The sequence below is a fragment of the Rhizobium sp. C104 genome, assembly GCF_022354505.1.
Taxonomy (GTDB): Bacteria; Pseudomonadota; Alphaproteobacteria; order Rhizobiales; family Rhizobiaceae; genus Rhizobium; species Rhizobium redzepovicii.
The window spans coordinates 2,135,476-2,156,843 of sequence record NZ_CP092348.1 but is presented as its reverse complement, the minus strand read 5'-3'; the positions used below and the strand labels follow the sequence as shown (position 1 = coordinate 2,156,843).

Annotated in this window: 21 protein-coding genes and 2 pseudogenes; 6 read left to right on the top strand and 17 right to left on the bottom strand. The window is 61.8% G+C overall.

Annotated elements, in window-relative coordinates; translation table 11 throughout:
• Positions 1-3: 3 nt before the first annotated feature.
• Together MF410_RS11825 and MF410_RS11820 are read right to left on the bottom strand one after the other, a co-directional pair.
• Positions 4-648, bottom strand: coding sequence for an HD domain-containing protein (locus MF410_RS11825; RefSeq protein WP_097626865.1), 645 nt, complete (start codon positions 646-648; stop codon positions 4-6).
• A gap of 155 nt (positions 649-803) precedes the next feature.
• Positions 804-2,698: pseudogene (locus MF410_RS11820) on the bottom strand (EAL domain-containing protein).
• 422 nt (positions 2,699-3,120) lie between these two features.
• On the opposite strand from MF410_RS11820, the gene MF410_RS11815 reads away from it, so the two are divergent.
• Together MF410_RS11815 and MF410_RS11810 are read left to right on the top strand one after the other, a co-directional pair.
• The gene (locus MF410_RS11815; protein WP_179867135.1) at positions 3,121-3,462 is read left to right on the top strand and encodes a hypothetical protein; all 342 of its coding nucleotides are present in this window, start codon (positions 3,121-3,123) and stop codon (positions 3,460-3,462) included.
• Between the two features lie 182 nt (positions 3,463-3,644).
• A pseudogene (locus MF410_RS11810) lies at positions 3,645-4,159 on the top strand (superoxide dismutase family protein).
• Between the two features lie 29 nt (positions 4,160-4,188).
• Here the strand turns inward: MF410_RS11810 and MF410_RS11805 are convergent.
• From MF410_RS11805 to MF410_RS11770, 8 genes are all read right to left on the bottom strand, one after another.
• Entirely contained in the window at positions 4,189-5,070 is an 882-nt protein-coding gene (locus MF410_RS11805; RefSeq protein WP_097626873.1) for a mechanosensitive ion channel domain-containing protein, read from the bottom strand.
• A 52-nt stretch (positions 5,071-5,122) separates the two neighbouring features.
• Positions 5,123-5,653: a tyrosine phosphatase family protein gene (locus tag MF410_RS11800; protein ID WP_097626875.1), complete on the bottom strand. Its 531-nt coding sequence runs from the start codon at positions 5,651-5,653 to the stop codon at positions 5,123-5,125.
• Positions 5,650-6,258, bottom strand: a complete 609-nt coding sequence (locus MF410_RS11795; RefSeq protein ID WP_097626877.1) for an HD family hydrolase — start codon at positions 6,256-6,258, stop codon at positions 5,650-5,652. Before MF410_RS11795 ends, MF410_RS11800 begins: the two co-directional genes overlap by 4 nt.
• Positions 6,255-7,145 (bottom strand): folate-binding protein YgfZ, encoded by an 891-nt coding sequence (locus MF410_RS11790; RefSeq protein ID WP_097626879.1) that lies wholly within the window; start codon positions 7,143-7,145, stop codon positions 6,255-6,257. The genes MF410_RS11795 and MF410_RS11790 overlap by 4 nt, the downstream gene beginning before the upstream one ends.
• Positions 7,146-7,251: 106 nt before the next feature.
• A complete protein-coding gene (locus tag MF410_RS11785; protein ID WP_097626881.1) occupies positions 7,252-8,010 on the bottom strand; it encodes a hypothetical protein in 759 nt (252 codons plus the stop codon).
• An 18-nt stretch (positions 8,011-8,028) separates the two neighbouring features.
• Entirely contained in the window at positions 8,029-8,286 is a 258-nt protein-coding gene (locus MF410_RS11780) for a hypothetical protein (protein ID WP_003578293.1), read from the bottom strand.
• Between the two features lie 103 nt (positions 8,287-8,389).
• Positions 8,390-8,836, bottom strand: coding sequence for a TIGR02301 family protein (locus tag MF410_RS11775; protein ID WP_097627272.1), 447 nt, complete (start codon positions 8,834-8,836; stop codon positions 8,390-8,392).
• A 125-nt stretch (positions 8,837-8,961) separates the two neighbouring features.
• Positions 8,962-9,396 (bottom strand): NUDIX domain-containing protein, encoded by a 435-nt coding sequence (locus tag MF410_RS11770; RefSeq protein WP_097626883.1) that lies wholly within the window; start codon positions 9,394-9,396, stop codon positions 8,962-8,964.
• Between the two features lie 78 nt (positions 9,397-9,474).
• Here MF410_RS11770 and MF410_RS11765 point away from each other — a divergent pair, with 78 nt between their 5' ends.
• The gene (locus MF410_RS11765; protein WP_097626885.1) at positions 9,475-9,795 is read left to right on the top strand and encodes a YnfA family protein; all 321 of its coding nucleotides are present in this window, start codon (positions 9,475-9,477) and stop codon (positions 9,793-9,795) included.
• Between the two features lie 39 nt (positions 9,796-9,834).
• Complete coding sequence (locus tag MF410_RS11760; RefSeq protein WP_097626887.1) at positions 9,835-10,599, top strand: SOS response-associated peptidase; 765 nt, start codon at positions 9,835-9,837, stop codon at positions 10,597-10,599.
• Between the two features lie 36 nt (positions 10,600-10,635).
• Here MF410_RS11760 and MF410_RS11755 read toward each other — a convergent pair whose 3' ends face one another.
• The 5 genes from MF410_RS11755 to MF410_RS11735 all read right to left on the bottom strand — a co-directional run bounded on the left by MF410_RS11755 (position 10,636) and on the right by MF410_RS11735 (position 17,090).
• On the bottom strand, positions 10,636-10,782 hold the full coding sequence (locus MF410_RS11755) for a hypothetical protein (RefSeq protein WP_003587549.1): 147 nt from the start codon (positions 10,780-10,782) through the stop codon (positions 10,636-10,638).
• A 276-nt stretch (positions 10,783-11,058) separates the two neighbouring features.
• Positions 11,059-11,904, bottom strand: a complete 846-nt coding sequence (pssA, locus tag MF410_RS11750; protein ID WP_003587548.1) for a CDP-diacylglycerol--serine O-phosphatidyltransferase — start codon at positions 11,902-11,904, stop codon at positions 11,059-11,061.
• Positions 11,905-12,027: 123 nt separating this feature from the next.
• On the bottom strand, positions 12,028-12,831 hold the full coding sequence (locus MF410_RS11745) for a phosphatidylserine decarboxylase (protein WP_275593031.1): 804 nt from the start codon (positions 12,829-12,831) through the stop codon (positions 12,028-12,030).
• A 28-nt stretch (positions 12,832-12,859) separates the two neighbouring features.
• The gene (locus MF410_RS11740) at positions 12,860-14,737 is read right to left on the bottom strand and encodes an ABC transporter ATP-binding protein/permease (protein WP_097626891.1); all 1,878 of its coding nucleotides are present in this window, start codon (positions 14,735-14,737) and stop codon (positions 12,860-12,862) included.
• Positions 14,738-15,038: 301 nt separating this feature from the next.
• A complete protein-coding gene (locus MF410_RS11735; RefSeq protein ID WP_097626893.1) occupies positions 15,039-17,090 on the bottom strand; it encodes a LysM peptidoglycan-binding domain-containing protein in 2,052 nt (683 codons plus the stop codon).
• A 154-nt stretch (positions 17,091-17,244) separates the two neighbouring features.
• On the opposite strand from MF410_RS11735, the gene MF410_RS11730 reads away from it, so the two are divergent.
• Positions 17,245-17,868 carry a TIGR00730 family Rossman fold protein gene (locus MF410_RS11730; RefSeq protein WP_097626895.1) on the top strand — a complete coding sequence of 208 codons (624 nt, stop codon included), beginning with the start codon at positions 17,245-17,247 and terminating at the stop codon, positions 17,866-17,868.
• 31 nt (positions 17,869-17,899) lie between these two features.
• On the opposite strand, the gene rarD is transcribed toward MF410_RS11730, so the two are convergent.
• On the bottom strand, positions 17,900-18,814 hold the full coding sequence (rarD, locus tag MF410_RS11725) for an EamA family transporter RarD (protein ID WP_097626897.1): 915 nt from the start codon (positions 18,812-18,814) through the stop codon (positions 17,900-17,902).
• A 300-nt stretch (positions 18,815-19,114) separates the two neighbouring features.
• Here rarD and MF410_RS11720 point away from each other — a divergent pair, with 300 nt between their 5' ends.
• Positions 19,115-19,594, top strand: a complete 480-nt coding sequence (locus tag MF410_RS11720; protein ID WP_097626899.1) for a GNAT family N-acetyltransferase — start codon at positions 19,115-19,117, stop codon at positions 19,592-19,594.
• A gap of 17 nt (positions 19,595-19,611) precedes the next feature.
• Here the strand turns inward: MF410_RS11720 and cimA are convergent, their stop codons facing one another.
• A complete protein-coding gene (gene cimA / locus MF410_RS11715) occupies positions 19,612-21,225 on the bottom strand; it encodes a citramalate synthase (protein WP_097626901.1) in 1,614 nt (537 codons plus the stop codon).
• Between the last annotated feature and the right edge of the window lie 143 nt (positions 21,226-21,368).

Sequence of the window (21,368 nt, the reverse complement as noted above, 5' to 3'; positions counted from 1 at the left end):
CTCCTAGATCTCGTCCATGAATGCCTGGAGAAAGTCGCGCAGGCTTTTGTCGCGCGCGGCCGCCAACCTGCGGCCGGTCTCGGTCTGGAACCCGTCCGCCAGTTTGAACAGCTTCGTCCGGAAATGGTCAATGGCATACCGCTTGTCGTCGAGCGGGCGATCCGCTGCCGCCGGGTCGAACGGATCGTAGAGCCCGGATCCCAGTCGCCCGGCAATATAGAAGCAGCGTGCGGCGCCGACCATGCCGATCGCATCCAGCCGATCGGCATCCTGCAAGATCTTTGCCTCCAGCGTCTGCGGCGCCACCCCGGCCGAGAAACTATGCGCGGTGATGGCGTGAGCCGCAGCGTCGATATCCGCCTGATTCCAGCCGAGTTCTGCCAAGATCGCCGAAGCCTTCTGCGCCGCCAAAGCCGATGCCTGTGCCCGCAGCGGCGAATTCTTCTCTACGGCAACGCAGTCGTGTAGCAGCACGGAGGCGGCAAGAATTCGCCCGTCGCCGCCTTCGCTAGCATGGATGCGCATGGCGTTCCGGAAGACGCGCAGGATATGGGCAAGATCGTGCGAGCCGTCGTCGCCATCGGCCGCATGGGCGATCAGCGCCGCGGCGAGCGTTTCATGAGGAGAGAAGGCTTCGGCCTCGACCATTGCGCCACCTGTTTATGAGGAGGATTGTCTTCCGTCGATAGAGCATCGGAGCGGAAGCGGATTCGGGATCTCGGTCGAAGCACGCGACAACGAAGGCTCGGGGACCGTTGCCGATTATGTAGCCGCTTGCCGTGCGAGTCGCAATTGAAGCTGGCTCAGTGGCTCGGCAGAGGTGTCGCGCCGCCGTTTCTCGGCAGGGAAAGAAGATGGGGCACGTCAAGCGCGGGTCTCGGCCGGCTGATGTGATAGCCCTGGATCTCGTCGCATTCCTCGCATTCGAGCAGCGCCAGCTGCTCGGCCGTCTCGACGCCTTCGACGGTGACGCGCATGCCGAGCGCGTCACCGAGCAGAATGATCGCGTGCATGATCGCATGTGCTTCCTTGTTGTCGACGATGTCGTTGACGAAGGATTTGTCGATCTTGATCTTGTCGAAGGGGAAGCTTGAGAGATAGCTCAGCGAGGAGTAGCCGGTGCCGAAATCGTCCATAGAGATGCGGATGCCGCGCTCCTTCAGCGCATGCAGGATCGGCAGCACTTCGCCGAGATTTTCCATCAGCACGCTTTCGGTGATTTCGAGCTCGAGCCGCAGCGGCGACAATGAGGCGGTCGCCAGCGCTTCGCCGACATCCCTGGTCAGGTCGCTGCTGCTGAACTGCGTCGCCGAAACGTTGACGGCGACTTTGATGTCTTCAGGCCATTCTGCCGCATCGCTGCAGGCCCGGCGCAAAACCCAGCGGCCGATATCGACGATGAGGCCGACCTCTTCGGCGAACGGAATGAAATCTATCGGCGCAACACGGCCGCGGATCGGATGGTTCCAGCGGATCAGCGCCTCGAAGCCGCAGATGCGCCGCTGCGAAAGGTCGTAGAGCGGCTGGTAATGCAGCTCGAATTCTTCCTTCTCGATGGCTGCTCTGAGGTCCGCCTCCAGCGCGTGGCGCAGTTGCATCTGCGCTTCCATCTCGCCGGCGAAGAAACGCTCGCGCTTGCGCCCGTCCGATTTGGCATGCGACAGCGCCACGCCGGCATGTTTCAGCAGGATATCGGTTTCATCGCCATCCCCGGGGCGACTGCGATCCCCATCGAGACGCTGAGCTCCATCTGTTTTTCGCCGTGCAGGAATGGCTCGGAAAGCTCGCGGCGGATCTGCTCGGCCAGCGCCGTTACGTTCCACGGCTGCTGTCTGCCCGTCTGCAGGATGGCGAATTCGTCCGAACCCAGCCGCGCCAGGGTGTTTTCCGAACCGGCCGATGCCCGGATGCGCGCGGCGACCTGCTGCAGGATCGTGTCGCCGGCGGACACGCCCATCAAGTTGTTGATCGATTTGAACCGGTCGAGGTTGAGGTGAATGAGGGCGATCTGCTCGTCCGGTTTGCGCTCTGCGAGTGCCGCATCGACCTGCTGGCGGAAATGGATGCGGTTCGGAAGACCGGTCAGCGGATCGTGGTGGGCGAGATAGGTGATGCGCTCAGCCGCCTTTCGATCCTCGGTAATATCGGCATGAATGGCGATGTTGCTGCCGTCGGCAAGGATAGTCACCATGCTCTGGATGACGCGGCCATCGTCCATCAGCCATTCGCGCCGACGAATACCGCTGCTTTTTACGGCTGCGGAGGAATGTCGCCCGGCTCGCCGGCCGGGCTTGGCGCTGGCGCCTTCCGCACCGCGCATTTTGTCGATGAGATCGGCGATTGTCACGCCTGGAGTGACATCGGCCTGCGTCAGGCCGAAAAGCTGACTGAAGCGAATGTTGGAAAGTGTCAGCCGCTGATCTGCGTCGAAGACGCTGAGACCGAGTGGCAGGTTGTTGAGGATGATTTCGAAGAGCCTCTGCTGTCCGTCGAATGCCTGCCTGAGGGCTGACATATTGCCTCTCAGCGCATGGTTGTCCCTTAGCAGCGTTTCCGCGCTTCTTTCGATCTCGTCATAGTCGCTTTCGTGGACACGATAGGTCGCGATGACAAGCTCCATAAGACGCTGTGCATCCACCGATCCATCGGCGGTGACGGCCTGGCTGCATTGCTGCCAGAAGAGCGCCTCAGCTTTCATGGCGAGGCCTCTGCAGGGCGGGCGCGACGGCCATGGCCGTCATTTGATGGACGTACATCATCGCGTTGAAAACTCTTCCAAAAGTGGCCATTAAATTGATTTCTCATAAACTAAACGTCCAGGTGGTATCTAGTGTCGCTCATTCTGGACGGGCGGGATTAATATTCGGTTGCAGTGCAGCAGCGGCTTCGCGTCGTTAGGCATTTGTTTTATATGTGAAAAATCGCTGAAATACCGCAAAGCCTCTTCGCTTGGCGCAGGCGGATGCTCAGCCTCAGGCCAGTCCGTTAACCGTTGTCAATCATCGTTAATGAGAAGTTAACAACTTATTGACGCACCGCGCAAATCAGTTTAACCAGCGAGTCATTCAATGATTGTCCACGTTCGTATTGCGTACAAACACCACCGGCAAAAGGCGGTGAATGGAGGTTTGTATGACCAGCACCACATCCGTTTCCGATACGTCATATGCATATCTGGCGACACTCTCGCGGCTTGATGCCAATGGCGATGGTGTACTCAGCCGTGGCGAGCGTGCCGCTGATGAGAAGCCCGGCATCATCAAGGAACTCCTGGAAGAGGACAACACCAGCGAGACGCAGCCGAAATTTTCCGGCAGCCTGATTGCGCTGATGATGGACTCGCGTGACAGCAGCATCGGCGTCCCTTATCCGTTGCAGCAGACGGCGCCGACGACCGGCGATCAACCGGACGATCTCTACCGCAACACTTACGGCCAGTTCGACTTCAGCGCCGTCGCCTGAGCCGCTCCCGAATCGGGTCATCTGCAAGCCGGCCGTTGGCCGGCTTTTTTCGTCTCGCACTCCCCGCGAATAGCGCCACTTCCATGTGATAGAGCCTCCTGTCGGACACACGGCGCTCCAAATGAGGAACACCTTCCGGGTTGATACGTTCAGAAGGACAACCGGACGGAAGGATATCTCCCATGAAACCCATGTGCATCATCGCCGCCCTGAGCCTGCTTGCCGTTGCATTGCCGGCGGGTGCCCAGGACAAGCAGACCGCGGTTGCCAATTTCGTCGGCAAGGACGGCAAGGAAGATGGCCGCGCGCAGCTGACGGCTGCCGCCACCGGCGGTGTGCTGATCGAGCTCGAGATATCGGGACTGCCGGCGAACAAATGGGTGGCCTTCCATGTTCATGAGACCGGCCGATGCGACGCCGCGACCCATCACGAGTCGGCCGGCGGTCACTTCAACCCTGAGAAGGCCGAGCATGGCATCCTTGCCGCCAAGGGGCCGCATGCCGGCGATATGCCCAATCAATATGTCGGGCAGGACGGCGTGCTGAGGGCGCAGGTCTTCGACAGCATGGTCACGCTTGATGGCAAGACCGACGGCATTCGCGGCCGCGCATTGATGGTGCACGCCAATTCGGATGACTATCGCAGCCAGCCCTCGGGTGATGCCGGGAAAGACTGTCCTGCGGCGTCATTCAATAGTCTGCTGCATAAGTTCCTGGATCAATGTCTCATTGCCGCCTCAGTGCTGCCTTTTCGGCGGCCGCCCTGCCGTTGGACATCTCTGCCGGTGCGGCGTTCGGCGCATCCGGCGACGCGGCCGGATTGTTCTCGTCGAAGGCAAGCTTTACCCGTTTTGCCATGTCCCGGCTGACCGTCCACCAGTCACCGGTCTTCGCCCAGTATCGCAGCGTCACGAAGATCGCGCCGTCGCCGAGGCCGTCGATGAAGACGCTCGGTTCCGGTGACTTCAGCACCCGGGAATCGGCTTTGGCAAGGCCCATCAATGTTTCCATCGACCGATCGATGTCATCCTCCACCTTGATCTTCAGCTCGTTCCGCCGCGTCGCCTCGCGGCTGAAATTGGTAATCGGCGTATTCCAGAGCGTCGAATTCGGCGCCAACCGGTAGAGCCCGTCGGCGGTCCTGAGTTCGGTCGCAAACAGCCCTATTTCGCGCACCGTGCCGGCCACGCTGCTGGTCTCGATATATTCTCCGACCCGGAACGGCCTGAGGATCAGCAGCATGATGCCGGCGGCGATATTCTGCAGCGTTCCCTGCAGCGCCAGTCCGATTGCCAGGCCGGCTGCGCCGAGGGCCGCGATGATCGAGGCTGTCTGGACGCCGAACTGGCCGAGCACGGTGATGAACACCAGGATGAGCAACGCGTATCGCAGCACATTGGTGAAGAATCGCGCCAGCGTCTCGTCGATGCCATGGACGCGCGACAGGCCTTCATAGGCCCAGCGGCTGGCAAAACCGGCAAGCGCCCAGCCGAGAACCAGCAGGATTACGGCCCCGAGGACGGAGAAGGAATATTGCACTGCAAGCGCGCTCGCCTGGCTAAGCGCCGTTTGCGTGGCAAGAAGGACGTCGGCTGCCTGTTGTTGCATGATCTGGCCTCTTCTACGTGGTCGGGGCTAGATGGGGCAGATGGCGGCAGCGTCAACCGCAGGCGGGCGCTGCGATTGCAAGCACGAAGGGCGCGTTGCCGTCGGCATCCGCACCGCGTCCGATCGCCCGCACTGCCGCAACAAGCCGGCCGCTACGGTTAAGCAGCGCGTCGCCGATCTCGATCAGCCGGGCATTCGGCGTCGCGAAAGGCGAGGCCGCCCGCAGCCGACGGGCAAGCGTTTCCTCACTCTGATCCGGTGCAAGTGACAGTGCGGCGATCAGGGCTGCTGCCGGCGAGCGCGACACGCCCATCCAGCAATGGATGAGCAGCGGCGTCTCCTGCCGCCACGACGCGGCAAAGTCGATAATCCCCTGCACATGCGTTTCGTCGGGCGCCACCAGACCGCCGGTGCCCTTGAAGGTGATGTCGTTCATCGCAAGCGTCAGATGACGGTCGGCCACGATCACGCCCGGCCGATGAAAGGCCTGCTCCTTGGCGATCAGGCTGATCATGTCGCGCGCCTTGTGGCGCACCGCCATCTCCGCGATGCGCGACAGCGGCGACACGATGATGAAGCTCACGAGACCATCTCCCGCGCGGTCTCGATCGCCGCAAAGCGCTCACAGAACAGCCGCTGCGCTTCGATCGCCGGCAGCGGATCGATCATCAGCATCTCCCTGCTGATGCCGCGCGGCTGGCCGAAGAACTTCTGTGCCTCGGCAGGTGTGAAGCCGGCGAGCACCGTCGCCTCGAAATAGGCGGCGATCGTATCGGCTTTCTTGATTCGGTCCTTGAGGTCGCGCGAGGGATGCGGCGGCAGGCCGAAGCGCAGGTGCACGGCGGCCTCCAGCCGCTTTTCCACCGTCTTGTAGCCGCCGCCGACCACCGATTTGAACGGCGAGATCATATCGCCGATCACATATTCGGGTGCGTCATGCAGCAGCGCCATCAGGCACTCCTGCGGGGACGCATCATTGACGCGGCGGAAAATGTCTTCGACGACGAGGCTGTGCTGTGCCACCGAAAAAGCATGATCGCCCGATGTCTGGCCGTTCCAGCGGGCGACACGCGCCAGCCCATGGGCAATGTCGATCAGTTCCACATCGAGCGGCGAGGGGTCGAGCAGGTCGAGCCTTCGCCCGGACAACATGCGTTGCCAGGCACGCGGAGCTTTCGTGGTCGTCACGCGCTGGCCTCGTCGGCGCTGGTGGGAAAGACAAGGCCGGACCATTGCGGCAGGACGAGGGAAACGGGTGTTTGCCCGGCGAGCAGCGGCGTGCCGGCGGCCATTGCTGCGCCGGCGCGGTCGATGCGCACAATCGCCAATCCATGGTCGCCTTCGACCGAACCGAGTGTTCCGACAGGCTTGCCGGCGGCGGAGATCTCCGTCCCGGTCTCCGGCAGAGCCGTTGCAGCGGACACTGTGACAACGCGCCGGCGCGCGGTGCCGCGGTGCTGCATCCGCGAAACGACCTCCTGGCCGACATAACAGCCTTTCCTGAAGGACAGACCGCCATTGAAATCCATCAGCACGTCGTGCGGAAAGGCATCCTGCAGGGCGAAGTCCGATCCTGACGTGACGATGCCGTGGGTGATGCGCAGCGCATCGTAGAGCAATTCTTCACCGTCGCCGTGTTTGCCGGGCTGACGGATCAACGCGACGCCAGCCTTGGCGAAGCGACTATCCCGGACGCCCTGGCTGTCCCGGACGCCCTGGCTGTCCCGGACGCCCCGGCTGTCCCGAACGCCCTCGGCATCTTCGTCCCAGGAAACGGTGACCCCATCTTCGGTGCGCGGCGTGAGCGTGACGGCAGCGCGCAGCTTGTACATCGTCAGCCGCTTCAGCAGGCCATCGCGCTGGCCGGCATCCGTTTCGATCGTATAGCCGTTGCCCTCCTGCCAGATCATGAAGTCGAACAGAATCTTGCCCTGCGGCGTCAGCAGTGCCCCGGGCCGCGCCTCGTCGGCCTCAAGCGAGATGATATCGGTGGTGATCAGGTTCTGCAGGAAGGATTGGGCTTCCGCGCCGCTGATGGAGAGAAGTGAGCGGTCTTTCAGGAATACGGCTGGCATGGCGGAACCTGTCGCGTTGGTTATCGCTCAGAGGTATGTCTTCATGAGGTGGATCGCAAGCGTCCCACCGAAAGGCGAAACGCGAAAGGCGCAAGCGTTGTGGGCGTCAATCGCCCGCCGTGAAGAATTTCCATTTGCCCTGAGGGGTAATGCCGAGGCGGTAGAAATTATAGCCGCCGAACTCCTGCATGTCGGAAAGATCGCCGGCCGTGACGATTCGCAGCAACTCGACACGCTCCGGCGGCGTCAGCGACTTCAGGTCCTTTTCGGCGAAATAGGGCCAGACATACATCTCGTCTGCCGTACCCTGGCCGACATGCACGAAGCCGGTCGAGACGATGTCGAGCATGATGGCGAGGATCTCGTCTCCATCGGGATCGCCCGAAAGATCCTTCAGCGTGCCGATCGGATCGTCCGTGGGCTCGCCCACAGTCACCTGTGTCTGCTCGGTGCCGGTGCCCATCAGCGGCCGCAAGCGTTCGAGATCGCCGGAGGCGGCCGCCTCGACGATCTGCTCGCGCATCTTGCGAACCGGCTCGGGCACCTTGCTGATGTCGTAGATCACTTCGGCGGGCTTGGAAGCATCCTGGGCGCCCGGCGTCTTGTCGACACCCTGATTGTTCTGGCTGTTGACCAGTGGATCGGCCATGGGAACACTGGGAGCGGTGCCACTCTGCGGCTGGCTCTGCCCCTGAGCGCTTCCCGGTGCAGCCGGCGCGTCGTTGGCCGCCTGGCCAGGGATCTTGTGCAGTTCGGAAAGCGCGTAGGCTGCCGGGGCAAGGAAAATATTGCCGGCGGCGAGGCTGAACGCAAGCAGCACCGGCGCGAGCGGAATTCGCGAAATTTTCTCTTTACCGGTATGCATCAAACTCTCTGAAAATAATTATTGCAGGGTGCGGTTCGCGGAGAATTCGCCGGCAAGCATGCGTTCACGCAGCGAATCCAGCAAGGCTTCGGCGCTGCTTTCCCCGTGCAATCTGATCGTCTCGCGCAGGGCATGCGCAATAGCGGCATCAGCGATGATCTCAGGCTCGATTCCGTCGGCCATGCCGTCGGCCCAAGCCTCGTTCTGGTACTCCAGAGCCGCCTGCATCTTCTCGTGGACGATCATGTCGTCGATCTCGTTGAGGCTTGCTTCCATTGTCTTTTCCTCAGAACTTCTCATGTCTTACTGCACCGTTAACAACACTAACAGCCTTTTCCCAAAACGACACGTCCACATGCGAAAACAGGTTAATTAAACGTCAATTTCCAAAACGCGAGGTAATTTCTGTGGCGAGTGTTGCACCTTCGTTACGGTAGCGCTCTTCTGCCACGATGGCCGCCGCGGTGCAATCGGTATAGACGGAGGCGAAGGCGCGGTAGCCGCGATTGAAGGCCGCGGTCAGTTTTTCCCTACGCTGCGGCTCGTTGCCGGTCTCCGAATCGAGCAGCTGCTGCATGCCGTTTCGCCACTCGTCGCCGCCTGCCGCCTTGCAGAGCGTTCTCAAATAATGCACCGAGCCCAACACCTCGGCCAGCCGTGCCAGTTTGTCGTCATAGGGCACCGTCACCGCAGGCGGCGGCGTAATCTCCTCCTCCCGTGGAGGCGGCGCGTTCTTACCCTGCGCCATGGTGGGGCCGGCGAGCACGAGCAGGGACAGGAAAACGCGTCGAACGGGAATCATGCTCCCAGTTGATACGTTGAGCATGACGGCAACAAGGCGGACCTTGAGAGTTTCCACTCCTATTCGCCGCAAGCCAGAGCATGCTGCCGAAAGTGTCAGCGGTTTCTTTTGACATCATGCTCTAATTTTATTTCAGAATAAGATTCAGATTATAGGCCGGTCGGCCTGAAATCATCCTGTTCTAGCCGTTCTGCGCATTCGAGCACACTCTGCGGCACCGGCAGCCGCCGGATTTCCTCAACCGTATACCAGCCGAGCGCCGCCGCATCGTCGGCGGCCTCAGCCACCAGCTCCCGATCCGCCTCGACGCGGAAGACCGACAGGAAGAAGTGGCTGCTGAGGCTGCCATCGGCGGCATGGGTCTTCAGGTCATAGGTCGAAAACAGCTGCGGATTGCGCACCGAAATGCCCGTTTCCTCACGGAATTCGCGCAACGCCGTTTGCTCCGGCGTCTCGCCCGGTTCGGCGCGGCCGCCCGGAAACGCATACATATCGGCAGAAGGCGGATTGCGCCGCAACACCAGAAGGAATCGTCCGTCGCGTTCGAGAATGGCGGAGGAGGCGGCTTTGGCGGTGGAGATCATGAGATGGCTCTTGCTGTGATGACCCATCCTACCCGATGAATACTGCCGAAGAAATGCGAAGGCGCGAGAGGTGCTTCCGTGACCTACATCATTTATGCCGTTGCCGCCGTCTTCGAGATTGCCGGCTGCTTCGCCTTCTGGGCGTGGCTGAGACTTGGAAAGCCAATCTCGTGGCTGGCCCCGGGAATGGTCTCGCTGGCGCTTTTTGCCTGGCTTCTGACTCTGGTGCCGAGCGAGGCCGCCGGCCGCACTTTCGCGGCCTATGGCGGCATCTATATCGCCGCCTCACTGCTCTGGCTCTGGCTGGTCGAAAGCCGCGTGCCTGATCGCTACGATATCGGCGGGGCGCTGGTCTGCCTTGCCGGAACGAGCATTATCCTCTTTGGGCCGAGAGGCTGACGCCTTGACCGGACTCAAGCCGGGTGCAAAGACAAGCCGATGTGTGGACGTTTCGCCCTGACAAGCTCCAGCGCCAACCTGCGCGAATTTTTCTCCGGTGTCGATCTCGATGAGTTTCCGGCGCGCTATAACATCGCGCCGACGCAGCCGATCCTCGTCATCATAGCAGGCGAGGGCCGGCAGCAGGGCAGCAACCTGGCCGACCGCCGCGCCGTGCTCGTGCGGTGGGGTCTCACCCCGGCCTGGGTCAAGGATCCGAGGGACTTCCCGCTGTTGATCAACGCCCGCTCCGAGACCGCGATCGGCAAGGCCTCCTTCCGGGCGGCCATGCGTCATCGCCGCATACTTATCCCGGCCACCGGCTTTTATGAATGGCATCGCCCGTCCAAGGAAAGCGGAGAGCGGCCGCAGGCCTATTGGATCAGGCCGCGTAAGGGCGGGGTCGTCGCTTTTGCCGGGCTGATGGAGACATGGTCCTCGGCGGATGGTTCCGAGGTCGATACCGGCGCGATCCTGACGACACCGGCCAATTCGGGCATGTCGGCGATCCACGATCGCATGCCCGTCATTATCAAGCCGGAAGATTTTTCGCGCTGGCTGGATTGCAAGACCCAGGAACCGCGCGAGGTGGTCGACCTGATGCGGCCGGTTCAGGACGATTTTTTCGAGGCCGTCCCGGTCTCCGACAAAGTCAACAAGGTCGCCAATATGGGGCCCGACCTGCAGCAGCCGGTCGTCGTCGAAAAGCCGCTGAAGGCCCCCGAGAAGCAGAGGCCTGACGACGGTCAGCTTAGTTTCTTCTGAATACTATCTGCCGCTTTTCGTTAGTCGCACGGGCGCTCAAGCGGATTTCTTGACGCTGGTCGGCTTGTGTTTCGCCATCAGCGATGCCGCCGCAACAGCCTTGAGGCCGACAGGGCGATAGTTGGCGGCGAGATCGGGCTTGGCCGTCTGCTGTTCGCCGCTACTGCTCTTCTTCGAAGTCACGATACTCTCCTTACGTGTTTCTTCCCGGGGTATTTTGTATTTTGAAGTTTGGTCACCAATAGCGACAAAACGGGGACGCAGCTTATCAGGATTTGTAAACGCGCACCATAATTCGCGAGGCTTAACTGAAGCCTACGTTGGTTAATACTTACTGAAGAGAGCGGTTCCAATAAAACTGCGCAGCCGTTTTTCCGGGAAAAAGCGCGCAACAGTTTTCCCGGGAATGCGAAGAGACGCATTCCCATCACTCCGAAAAAATCAGGAAATGCGTCCGCCTCAGATGTGACGGCCGATGTCGTCGTCGCCGACGCCGGGTTCCTCGATCGTCAGCGTTCCATATTTCCGGCGCCATTTCCGCGCGCCGAAGGGAAGCGATATGAGATAGGCGGCAACGGTGAAGACCATCACCTCCCAGGTGTAGCTCATCAGCAGAGCCACATAGAGCACGACGCCGAGCATCATCGGCAGCACGAGATCGCGCCGCAGCCGGTTGCCTTCCGATTTGCCCGACCAGACCGGCAGCCGGCTGATCAGCAGGAAGGCGATGACGACGGTATAGATCGACGAGACATAGGCGAAGGTGCGGTCCGTCGCCAGGCCCAGGAAGCCGAGATAGACCGGCAGCAGCACCAGCATGGCGCCAGCCGGCGCCGGTACGCCGACGAAATATTCCGATTGCCAGCTCGCCTTGTTCTCGCGTTCGGCCATGACGTTGAAGCGGGCAAGCCGAAGCCCGGCGGCAATCGCGTAGATCAAAGCCGCGATCCACCCGAGCGAGCGCGCCTGATCGAGCGCGAAGACATAGACGACGAGGGCAGGTGCGACGCCGAAATTGACGATATCGGCAAGCGAATCCATCTGAGCGCCGAACTTCGAGGTTGCCTTCATCAGCCGGGCCACGCGCCCGTCAATGCCGTCGAGGAAGGCGGCGACCAGCACCATGGAGACGGCGAGCTCGTAACGGTTCTCGAAAGCCAGCCGAATGCCGGTCAGCCCGGCGCAGATTGCCAGAATGGTGATGAGGTTCGGAAAGACGAGACGGAGCGGGATTTCGCGCAGACGCGGGCCGCGGGCGGAATCATCCGGACCGTTGGGCTCGAAAGGCGGAAAGGGCGTTTCCATATCGCGTTCCAATCTGAACCTGGAGCATGTCGCGCAAAAGTGTGCAGCGGTTTTGCGACAACGACATGCGTAAAAACAAAGGGCTAAAGCGCGAGGAGCGAATCTGAAAGATCGCGACGCGCCTTAACTGCGGCGGCTGATGATGGGACCCTTGGCGGAGGCGAATTCGGCAATCACAGTTTCCCCGGCAATCGCCACCTGGCCGAGCGAGACGCGCGGCGCGGCACCGGCGGGCAGGAACACGTCGAGCCGAGAGCCGAAACGGATCAGCCCGAAGCGCTCGCCGGCATCCACCGGTTCGTTGGGATTTGCCCAGCAGAGGATGCGCCGCGCCACGAGGCCGGCGATCTGTACGACGCCGATCTGGCCGTGGCGGGTTTCGATCACCAGCCCGTTGCGCTCGTTGTCCTCGCTCGCCTTGTCGAGTTCGGCATTGACGAAGCTGCCGGAGCGGTAATTGATGCTGACGATACGCCCGCGCATCGGCGCCCGGTTCACATGGCAATTGAAGACGTTCATGAACACCGAGATGCGCAGCATCGGCTCGGAGCCGAGGTCGAGCTCGGCCGGCGGGGTCACCATCTGGATCGCCGAGACCTTGCCGTCGGCGGGAGAGATCACCAGATCGTCGTCCTGCGGGGTCACGCGTTCGGGATCACGGAAGAAATAGGCGCACCACAGCGTGAAGATCATGCCGATCCAGAAGAGCGGCTTGAAGATCCAGCCCAGGATCAGCGACGCAACAAAGAAGGCGGCAACGAAGGGATAACCCTCCTTATGCACGGGGACGATCGTGTTGCGAACCGTGTTGAACAGGCTCATGCTGCCGGTCTCCTTGCGTTGTCGTTTTTTGCTGGTTAGCGAAAAACCGTCTCCGGGGCAATGCTGTGGCCCCGGACGTGGTTCCGACGCCGGAGTTCTGAACAACAAAAGCTTGGGCCTTGTCGCTCCCGGCTCAGCTTGCCGGGGCAAGCCGCGTGATCACCCCCAGGTCGTCGCTTTCGCGCACCTGCTTCAGATGTTCCTCTGCCTGTGTCGCCTCGCGCTGCCGGTTCCACATCGAGGCGTAGAGACCGTTCCGCTCGAGCAGGGCGGCATGCGTTCCGCGCTCGGCGATCTCGCCGCTTTTGAGCACGATGATTTCATCGGCGCCGATCACCGTCGATAGTCGGTGGGCGATCACCAGCGTCGTGCGGTTCTTCGAAACCACGTCGAGCGCCGTCTGGATTTCTCGTTCCGTCGTCGTGTCGAGCGCCGACGTCGCCTCGTCGAGGATCAGGATCGGCGGTGCCTTGAGAATGGTGCGGGCGATCGCCACCCGCTGCTTCTCGCCGCCCGAAAGCTTCAGCCCGCGCTCCCCGACCTTGGTCTCGAACCCTTCGGGCAGCATTTCGATGAAATGGGCGATCTGCGCCACCTCGGCTGCCGCGAAGACCTCGCCGTCGCTCGCCGATGTGCGGCCGTAGCGGATGTTGTAAGCGACGGTGTCATTGAAGAGCACGGTATCCTGCGGCACCATGCCGATCACCGAGCGCAAGCTTTTCTGTGTGACTTTGCGGATGTCCTGGCCGTCGACGGTGATCGCTCCGCTCTGGATATCGTAGAAACGATAGAGCAGCCGCGACAGCGTCGACTTGCCGGCTCCCGAAGGACCGACGACGGCAACCGTCTTGCCGGCCGGCACCTCGAAGGAAATGCCCTTCAGGATCGGACGGGCGGGGTCGTAGGAAAAGTGCACGTCCCTGAAGGCGATCGCGCCCTGGCCGATCCGAAGATCGACCGCATCGGGCGCGTCCTTGACCTCGGCCTGGACCTCCAGGAGGTCGAACATCTGCTCGATATCGGTCAAGCCTTGACGGATTTCGCGGTAGACGAAGCCGATGAAGTTGAGCGGCGCGGAAAGCTGCAGCAGCATCGAATTGACGAAAACGAAATCGCCGACCGTCTGTTCGCCGCGCTGCACGGCGAGTGCCGACAGCACCAGCATGATCGTCGTGCCGATGCCGAAGATCACACCCTGGCCGAAGTTCAGCCAGCCGAGCGATGTCCAGACATCGGTCGCCGCCTTCTCGTAGCGTTCCATCGATTTGTCAAAGCGTTTTGCCTCCATCTCTTCGTTGCCGAAATATTTGACGGTCTCGAAATTGAGGAGGGAGTCGATCGCCTTGGTGTTGGCGTCGGTATCGCTGTCGTTCATCGACCGTCGAATGGCGATGCGCCAGTCGGATGCGCGGATCGTGAACCAGATATAGGCCCAGACAGTAAAGGCGGTGACGGCGAGATAGGAGAAGCCGTAACCCCACCAGAAGATCGCCGCCGTCAGCAGGAATTCGATGACGGTCGGGACCGAATTGAGGATCGTGAAACGCACGATCGTCTCGATGCCCTTGGTGCCGCGCTCGATGATGCGCGACAGGCCGCCGGTCTTGCGCTCCAGATGGAAGCGCAGCGACAGTTCATGCATATGCACGAAAGTCCTGTAGGCGAGCTGGCGCACCGCATGCTGCCCGACGCTGGCAAACAGCGCGTCGCGCAGCTGGTTGAGGCCGAGCTGGATCAGGCGGGTGATGTTGTAGGCGATCACCAGGGCGATGGCGCCGGCTAGCAGCGGCGGCACCGAGCCGGCGAGATCCATCCTGCCGTTCAGCGCATCGGTCGACCACTTGAAGAAATAGGGAACGAGCAGCAGCACGAACTTGGAAATCAGCAGGAAGACCGAAGCCCAGACGACGCGCATCTTGAGGTCGGGTCGGCCGGCCGGCCACATAAAGGGCCAGAGGTTGAGAAGTGTCTGCAGCAGGTTGGATTCCGAGACTGTCTTGCCGTTTGCCATGCTTGTCTCCAGCCCGGATGGGCTTGCGGCGATTGCCGCGCTTCGATGCCGGCAAGAGCGCGGAACCGGAATATGCCCGAAGCGCTTCCCCGCCACCGCCAGATAGGATGCCGGGCGGATGAATACAACAAGTGCGGGGTTCAGGAAAGAGAGGCCGGGCGGTTATCCCGCCCGGCCTCGTTACGGTGTTTGGCGCTTAAAGCATGTCGCGCAAAAGTGTGCAGCGGGTGGTTTGCGGCAACGACATGCGAAAACAAAGAGCTAAAGCGCGGGGAGCGAATCTGAAAGATCGCGACGCGCTTTAGAGGTGTCGGTTGGACAGGCGTTTGCGGTGCAGTTCCTCGGCGTTCGGCAGTACATCCTTCGGCAGACCGAAGATCTGGCCGGGGCGGATGCGATCCGGATCGACGATCTTGTCCTCGTTGGCGATGTAGATCGTCGTGTAACGAACGCCGAGCCCATAGGTGCGGCGCGAAATCTGCCACAGTGTGTCGCCGCGGCGGATGATCACCGCCGCGTTGTTTGCCGTCAGCGGCGCCTGTTCGATCGTCTTCGGCTGGTTGCCTGCCGCGTCGGTTGCACCAGGCGCCGCCGGTGCCGCCGGTGCGGGGGACGCGGAGAGGCCGGCGATGATCGCCCCCAGGCCGTCGAGGCCTGCGCCGACGGATTTTGCATCCTTCGGCAGGCCCTGCAGCATCTTCAAGGCGCTTGTCGCGGTCTGCGAGGCGGCGCCGGACGATTGCTTGAACGTGTCGGGCGCATCGGATCCCGGCCGGAAATCTGCGACCGAGCGCAATGCGAATTCGGTTGCCGAGCGCGCCGCCGCAAGCTGTTCGGCGCCGGGCAGCTTGCCATCGGCAAACAGCCCCTTCAGCAGGCCGAAGGCCTTGCCGACTTCGGCCTTGCGCTTGCCGAGTTCGCCTTCGTCGAGCGGCACCATCGAGGAGGCGCCATTTGCGTCGGCTGGGACGGATTGCGCCGCGACCCTGACCTGGTCGCCGGCCGGGCGATTGAAATTCACCGCTGCACGCACGATCACCTTGCCGGCGGGATCGACGACATCGACGCGGATCTTGTGGTCGCCGACCGAGAGCGCCACCACGCCGTCGATAACGAAATGGCCATCGGAGCCGGCGGTGTCCTGGCCGACAAGGCTGTCGTCGGCGTAACCGAGGACCTTGGCGTTGGCGCGCGCCGTGCCGGCAATGAAAATCTTGTTGCCCTCGATTTCGACGGCGTTGACCATCACATCGGGCGCATTCGACTTGTCGGGTGCGGCGGTGCCGGGAACGGCGGGGGCCGTCGCTAGGCCGCCGGAGGCGGCGTCGGTTAGGTTGGGCGTCTGCAGCGCCAGCTCGCCGGTTGGCGCAACGGTCGCAGCAGGCGCAGCCGAACCTGCGCCCGTTGCTGGCTTGTCTGTTGGCGGCGCCATCGGGTTGGAGGCATCGGCGACTTCGGTGCCGGCCTTCGGCGCGGTGATGATGCGGCTCGCCGCGCCGGGTTTGGAGACCATGGCGAGCAGATTGGCGCCGTTGCCGTCCTTCGGTACGGAGATGGTCGCAACCTCTTCGGAAAGCGTGCTCTTGCCGTCCTTGCCGGTAAACTTCAGCACCAGCTGGTGGTCGCCCGCCGCAAGCGGATCGTCGAGAACGGCGGCGAAATCGCCGCTGGCATCGACATTGGCTGTCGTCACGACCTTTTCGCCGTCAAGCACTTCGAGCTTGCCGTTCGGTTCGGCGGAGCCGGCGATCACCGTCGAGCCATCGGGCTCGACGCGCAGGACGTCGAATGCGGGAAGCTTCGGGCCGGCATTCGCCGCAGCCGTGCTCGCCGCAGGCTCAGGCGCACCGGTCAGCGCAGCCTCGGCCTTGGCGATCGCGGCAAGCGCTTCGGTAATGTTCTCCGGTAGCGACTGGACAATGGCGAGCGCCTTCGTGCCGCCATCCTTCGCCTTGACGGCAAGTGCCTGGGTCGCCGGATCGAGCCCCTCGGGGATTGCGAAACCGGCAAGCGCGCTCAGCGCATCGACGGCCTTCGTCTTGGCAGCGGTGAAGACGTCGTCGGCGGGGCCCTTGCCGTCGGCAAACAGTGCCTTGAGTTCGGTAAGCGACACGCTCGCATTGGCCGATAGGCGACCCACCTTATCGGCGACGCCGGCCGCGTCGGCCACGGCCGAGCGCGATGTTTTTGCCGACTCGTTAACCGTGTCCTTGAGCTCCGTGCTCGCCTGGTTGATGGCGTCGCCGACCTTGGCTGCATCGCCGCCAATGCGCGGCATGACGAAAAATACCATCAGTAGGATTGCGATTACGAGCACTGCAAGGGCCAGCAAGCCGGCACGGTTCTTCATCATTATGTCTCCCCAGGCGGCAATTTGCCGTAGTAACCGAAATTGCTAGCGATTCCCGTTGCTTTGCACAAGCATTCAAAGCAATTCGGCAAGCTAGGTAGGCTGCTTTCCAGTCAATTTTCTTGACTGCATTGAAATGGAATAGTTGTTTGCCTCTATGACCGAACAATCTGTATCGATTCGATCCATCTGCGTTTACTGCGGCTCAAGGCCGGGACGCGATCCTTCCCACATGGCGGCCGGGCGTGCTCTCGGACGAGAGATCGCCGAATACGGCCTGCGCCTCGTCTATGGCGGGGGTACCAAAGGCATCATGGGCGCGGTTGCCAGCGGCGCGCTTTCAGGCGGCGGCCAGGTCACGGGCATCATCCCCGAATTCCTGATCGATATGGAAGCGACTCGCCACTCGCTCGGTCAACTTAACGAACTTATTGTAACCCCTGACATGCATGCGCGCAAACATACGATGTTCGAGCGTTCCGATGCTTTCGTCGCGCTGCCCGGCGGCATCGGTACACTGGAGGAGATCGTCGAGATCATGACCTGGGCGCAGCTCGGCCGCCATGAAAAGCCGATGGTCTTTGCCAACGTCGACGGTTTCTGGGATCCGATGATGGAGCTGATGCGCCACATGACAGAAGAGGGCTTCCTGCACACCGCTCATCGGGTGCAGCCGCTTGTCGTCGATGAGATCTCCGGCATCATTCCGGCAATCATGGCTCAGGCAGCCCAGCTCGCCGCTGATCGTAACGGCGAGGATGAAGTGATCTCGAAAATGTAGGCGAGGGGCCGGCGTCTCCGGCGCCCGCCGTTCAGCGCCCGCGGCTTCCCTTCAGCATCGACCAGCTATAGAGGAACAGCCCCGCCCAGATCAGTGGAAAGGCGATCATGCGCGCCGTGCCGAGCGGCTCGTGAAAGATGAAGACGGCGATCAGGAAGATCATCGTCGGCGCGATATACTGCATGATGCCGATCGTCGACAGCTTCAGCAGCTTGGCGCCATTGGCATAGATCATCAGCGGCACGGCGGTGATGACGCCGCAGCCGAGCAGCAGCGTCGTGTCGGCAAGGCCGGTGCGGTAGAGATGGCCCTGGCCGCTGCCGAATTCGAGATAAAGGATATAGAGCAGGGCAGGGCCGCTGAGGATCAGCACTTCGAGGAAAAAGCCCTGGTTCGGCCCGAGCGGCAGCGTCTTGCGCAGCAAGGCATAGAAACCCCAGCTGATTGCCAGCGTCAGCGCCACCCACGGAATGCCGCCGCTGTCGAATGCGAGAATGGCGACGGCAAGTGCTGCCAGCGCGATCGCCGCGATCTGCAGCGGCTGCAGCTTTTCCTTCAGCAGCACCGCGCCGAGGAAGATGCTGAACAGCGGATTGATGAAATAGCCGAGTGCTGCGTCGAGCGAATGGCCGGCGCCGATCGCCCAGACATAGGTGCCCCAGTTGACGGTGATCAGCGACGCCGTCAGCGCCGCCATCGCCAGCATACGCGGCGAGCGCAGCGCCGTGGCGATATCCGCCGTGCGCCCGAGCACGATCAGCACGATGCCGGCCAGCGGCAGCGACCAGACGATGCGGTGGGCGATCACCTCGGCCGGCGAGATATGCGCCACCGCCTTCATGTAGATCGGCAGGAAGCCCCAGAGCAGATAGGCCGTCAGCGCGAAGGCAAAACCGCGCGGACTGTCTTCGTTCTTGGCCAGGGGAACGGATGCATCGGTCGACATCGGGGTGTTTCCATCTTTGTTCTGCTTCTGATCCGGCCTAGCTTAAGCGCCGTGAATAGGCCAATTCATTTCGTTGAATAAAGGCTAAGAGGATTTGAAGCGGATGGGAGAAGAATGAACGGATGATAGCGGCAAAGGCTGATATCGGTCTCCAAAAATCCGAATCCTGTTCCAGACTGCCGCGAGCGGGCGACAGGTGGACCAATCGAGGGAACCCCGCTGATGATCTGCGCATTCAGTTGACAGGCCCGGCAGGTTCTTTCATCTGGAACGCCAAGCGCCAGACCAGGAGCCTCTCACATGACCCTTACCTTACGCCCTGCAACGCCTTCAGACGCGGCAACGATCCTGCGATTTGTCCGCGAATTGGCCGATTATGAAAAGGCGATCCACGAGGTCGAGGCGACCGAGGAAAGCACGCGTGCGGCGATCTTCGGGGACGGTTCAGTCACGCATGCGCTGATCTGCGAACGCGAGGGTCAAGCCATCGGCATCGCGGTCTATTTCTTCAACTATTCGACCTGGCAAGCGAAGAACGGTCTTTATCTAGAGGATCTCTACGTAACGCCGGACGCGCGCGGTTCGGGCGCGGGCAAGGCGCTGCTGCGGCGCCTGGCGCAGATCGCGCTGGAGAAGGGTTGCGGCCGCTTCGAATGGAGCGTGCTCGACTGGAACGAACCCTCGATCCGTGTCTACGAGGCGATTGGCGCGGAGCCGCAGAAGGAATGGATCCGCTATAGGATGGCGGGCGAGACGCTGGCGGCGTTTGCCCGCGGTTAGCCGAACCGGCAAACAGATTATTCCGCTGCGATCTTGCCGGCAAGCTGCCGGTTCTTCATCAGCTTGTAGATGACGGAATCCATCAGCGCCTGGAACGAAGCGTCGATGATGTTCTCGGAAACGCCGACCGTCCACCAGCGCACGCCATCGCTGTCGGTGGATTCGATCAGCACGCGGGTGATTGCCGCCGTGCCGCCATTGAGGATACGCACCTTGAAATCGGCGAGCACGAGATCGTCGATCTCGTGCTGGTACTTGCCGAAATCCTTGCGCAGCGCCAGGTCGAGCGCGTTGACCGGGCCTTCGGCATCGGCAACCGACATCAGCGTCTGGCCGTCGATCGTGATCTTGACCACCGCTTCCGAGACGATCTTCACGCGGCCGAGACTGTCGAAGCGGCGCTCGATCATCACCCGGAAGCCTTCGATGGTGAAGAATTCCGGTATCGTGCCGAGCGTGCGATGCGCCAACAGTTCGAAGCTCGCATCGGCACCCTCATAGGCATAGCCGATCGATTCACGGTCCTTGACGATCGAGATCAGCAGATCGAGCTTCGGATCGTCCTTGGCGACCACGATACCGCGCCGCTTCAGCGCATTGATGAAGTTCGCTTTGCCGCCCTGGTCCGACACCATGACCTTGCGGAAATTGCCGACGCTCTCCGGCGGCACATGTTCGTAGGTCCTCGGGTCCTTGATCAGCGCCGACGCATGGATGCCGGCCTTGGTGGCGAAGGCGGAGGCGCCGACATAGGGCATCTGATGATCGGGCGAGCGGTTGAGCAACTCGTCGAAAGCGTGCGAGAGCCGGGTGAGATTGAGCAGCCGCTCCTCATCGATCGCCGTTTCGAAACGTGTATTATAAGCGCTCTTCAGCGCCAAGGTCGGGATAAGCGTCACCAGATTAGCGTTGCCGCAGCGCTCGCCGATGCCGTTCAGCGTGCCCTGGATCTGCCGGACGCCGGCTTCGACGGCAGCCAGCGAATTGGCGACCGCCTGGCCGGTATCGTTATGGGCATGGATGCCGAGACAGCGGCCGGGAACGCCTGAAGTGATTACCGCCTCGACAATGGTGCGTACCTCTGGCGGCTGCGTGCCGCCATTGGTGTCGCAAAGCACGACCCAGCGGGCGCCACTCTCATAGGCGGTCTTGGCACAGGCGAGCGCATAGGCCGGATTGGCCTTGAAACCGTCGAAGAAATGCTCGCAATCGACGATCGCTTCCTTGCCGGCGCCGACCGCCGCCTTGACGCTTTCGGCGATGCTTTCGAGGTTTTCCTCATTGGTGCAGCCGAGCGCCACCGCGACATGATAATCCCAGCTCTTGGCGACGAAACAGATGGCGTCGGATTTCGCCTGCAGCAGCCCGGCAATGCCGGGATCGTTGGAAACCGAAACGCCCGCCCGCTTCGTCATGCCGAAGGCGACGAAGCTGGCCTGGCTGGTGCGCTTCTCGCTGAAAAAGGCGGTATCGGTCGGATTGGCGCCGGGATAGCCGCCCTCGACGTAATCGATGCCGAATTCGTCCAGCATCGCGGCGATCGCAATCTTGTCCTCGACCGAGAAATCGATCCCGGGCGTCTGCTGCCCGTCCCGCAGCGTCGTGTCGAAGAGATAGATGCGTTCTTTCATGTCGTTTCCTCCCGGCAAGCGGGTGTTGTTGGAATGCGGATGCTGCCCCTCATCCGGCTGCCGCCACCTTCTCCCCGTTCTGACGGGGAGAAGGGAGATGCCGCGCCGTATCGCAGAGCTCGTTCCCTCTCCCCGCGCGCGGG

Bases quoted from the DNA above. Each gene is read 5' to 3' on its own strand.
- MF410_RS11825 (WP_097626865.1), bottom strand. From the start codon at position 648: ATGGTCGAGGCCGAAGCCTTCTCTCCTCATGAAACGCTCGCCGCGGCG.
- MF410_RS11815 (WP_179867135.1), top strand. From the start codon at position 3,121: ATGGAGGTTTGTATGACCAGCACCACATCCGTTTCCGATACGTCATAT.
- MF410_RS11805 (WP_097626873.1), bottom strand. From the start codon at position 5,070: ATGCAACAACAGGCAGCCGACGTCCTTCTTGCCACGCAAACGGCGCTT.
- MF410_RS11790 (WP_097626879.1), bottom strand. From the start codon at position 7,145: ATGCCAGCCGTATTCCTGAAAGACCGCTCACTTCTCTCCATCAGCGGC.
- MF410_RS11785 (WP_097626881.1), bottom strand. From the start codon at position 8,010: ATGCATACCGGTAAAGAGAAAATTTCGCGAATTCCGCTCGCGCCGGTG.
- MF410_RS11780 (WP_003578293.1), bottom strand. From the start codon at position 8,286: ATGGAAGCAAGCCTCAACGAGATCGACGACATGATCGTCCACGAGAAG.
- MF410_RS11775 (WP_097627272.1), bottom strand. From the start codon at position 8,836: ATGCTCAACGTATCAACTGGGAGCATGATTCCCGTTCGACGCGTTTTC.
- MF410_RS11770 (WP_097626883.1), bottom strand. From the start codon at position 9,396: ATGATCTCCACCGCCAAAGCCGCCTCCTCCGCCATTCTCGAACGCGAC.
- MF410_RS11760 (WP_097626887.1), top strand. From the start codon at position 9,835: ATGTGTGGACGTTTCGCCCTGACAAGCTCCAGCGCCAACCTGCGCGAA.
- pssA (WP_003587548.1), bottom strand. From the start codon at position 11,904: ATGGAAACGCCCTTTCCGCCTTTCGAGCCCAACGGTCCGGATGATTCC.
- MF410_RS11740 (WP_097626891.1), bottom strand. From the start codon at position 14,737: ATGGCAAACGGCAAGACAGTCTCGGAATCCAACCTGCTGCAGACACTT.
- MF410_RS11735 (WP_097626893.1), bottom strand. From the start codon at position 17,090: ATGATGAAGAACCGTGCCGGCTTGCTGGCCCTTGCAGTGCTCGTAATC.
- MF410_RS11730 (WP_097626895.1), top strand. From the start codon at position 17,245: ATGACCGAACAATCTGTATCGATTCGATCCATCTGCGTTTACTGCGGC.
- rarD (WP_097626897.1), bottom strand. From the start codon at position 18,814: ATGTCGACCGATGCATCCGTTCCCCTGGCCAAGAACGAAGACAGTCCG.
- MF410_RS11720 (WP_097626899.1), top strand. From the start codon at position 19,115: ATGACCCTTACCTTACGCCCTGCAACGCCTTCAGACGCGGCAACGATC.
- cimA (WP_097626901.1), bottom strand. From the start codon at position 21,225: ATGAAAGAACGCATCTATCTCTTCGACACGACGCTGCGGGACGGGCAG.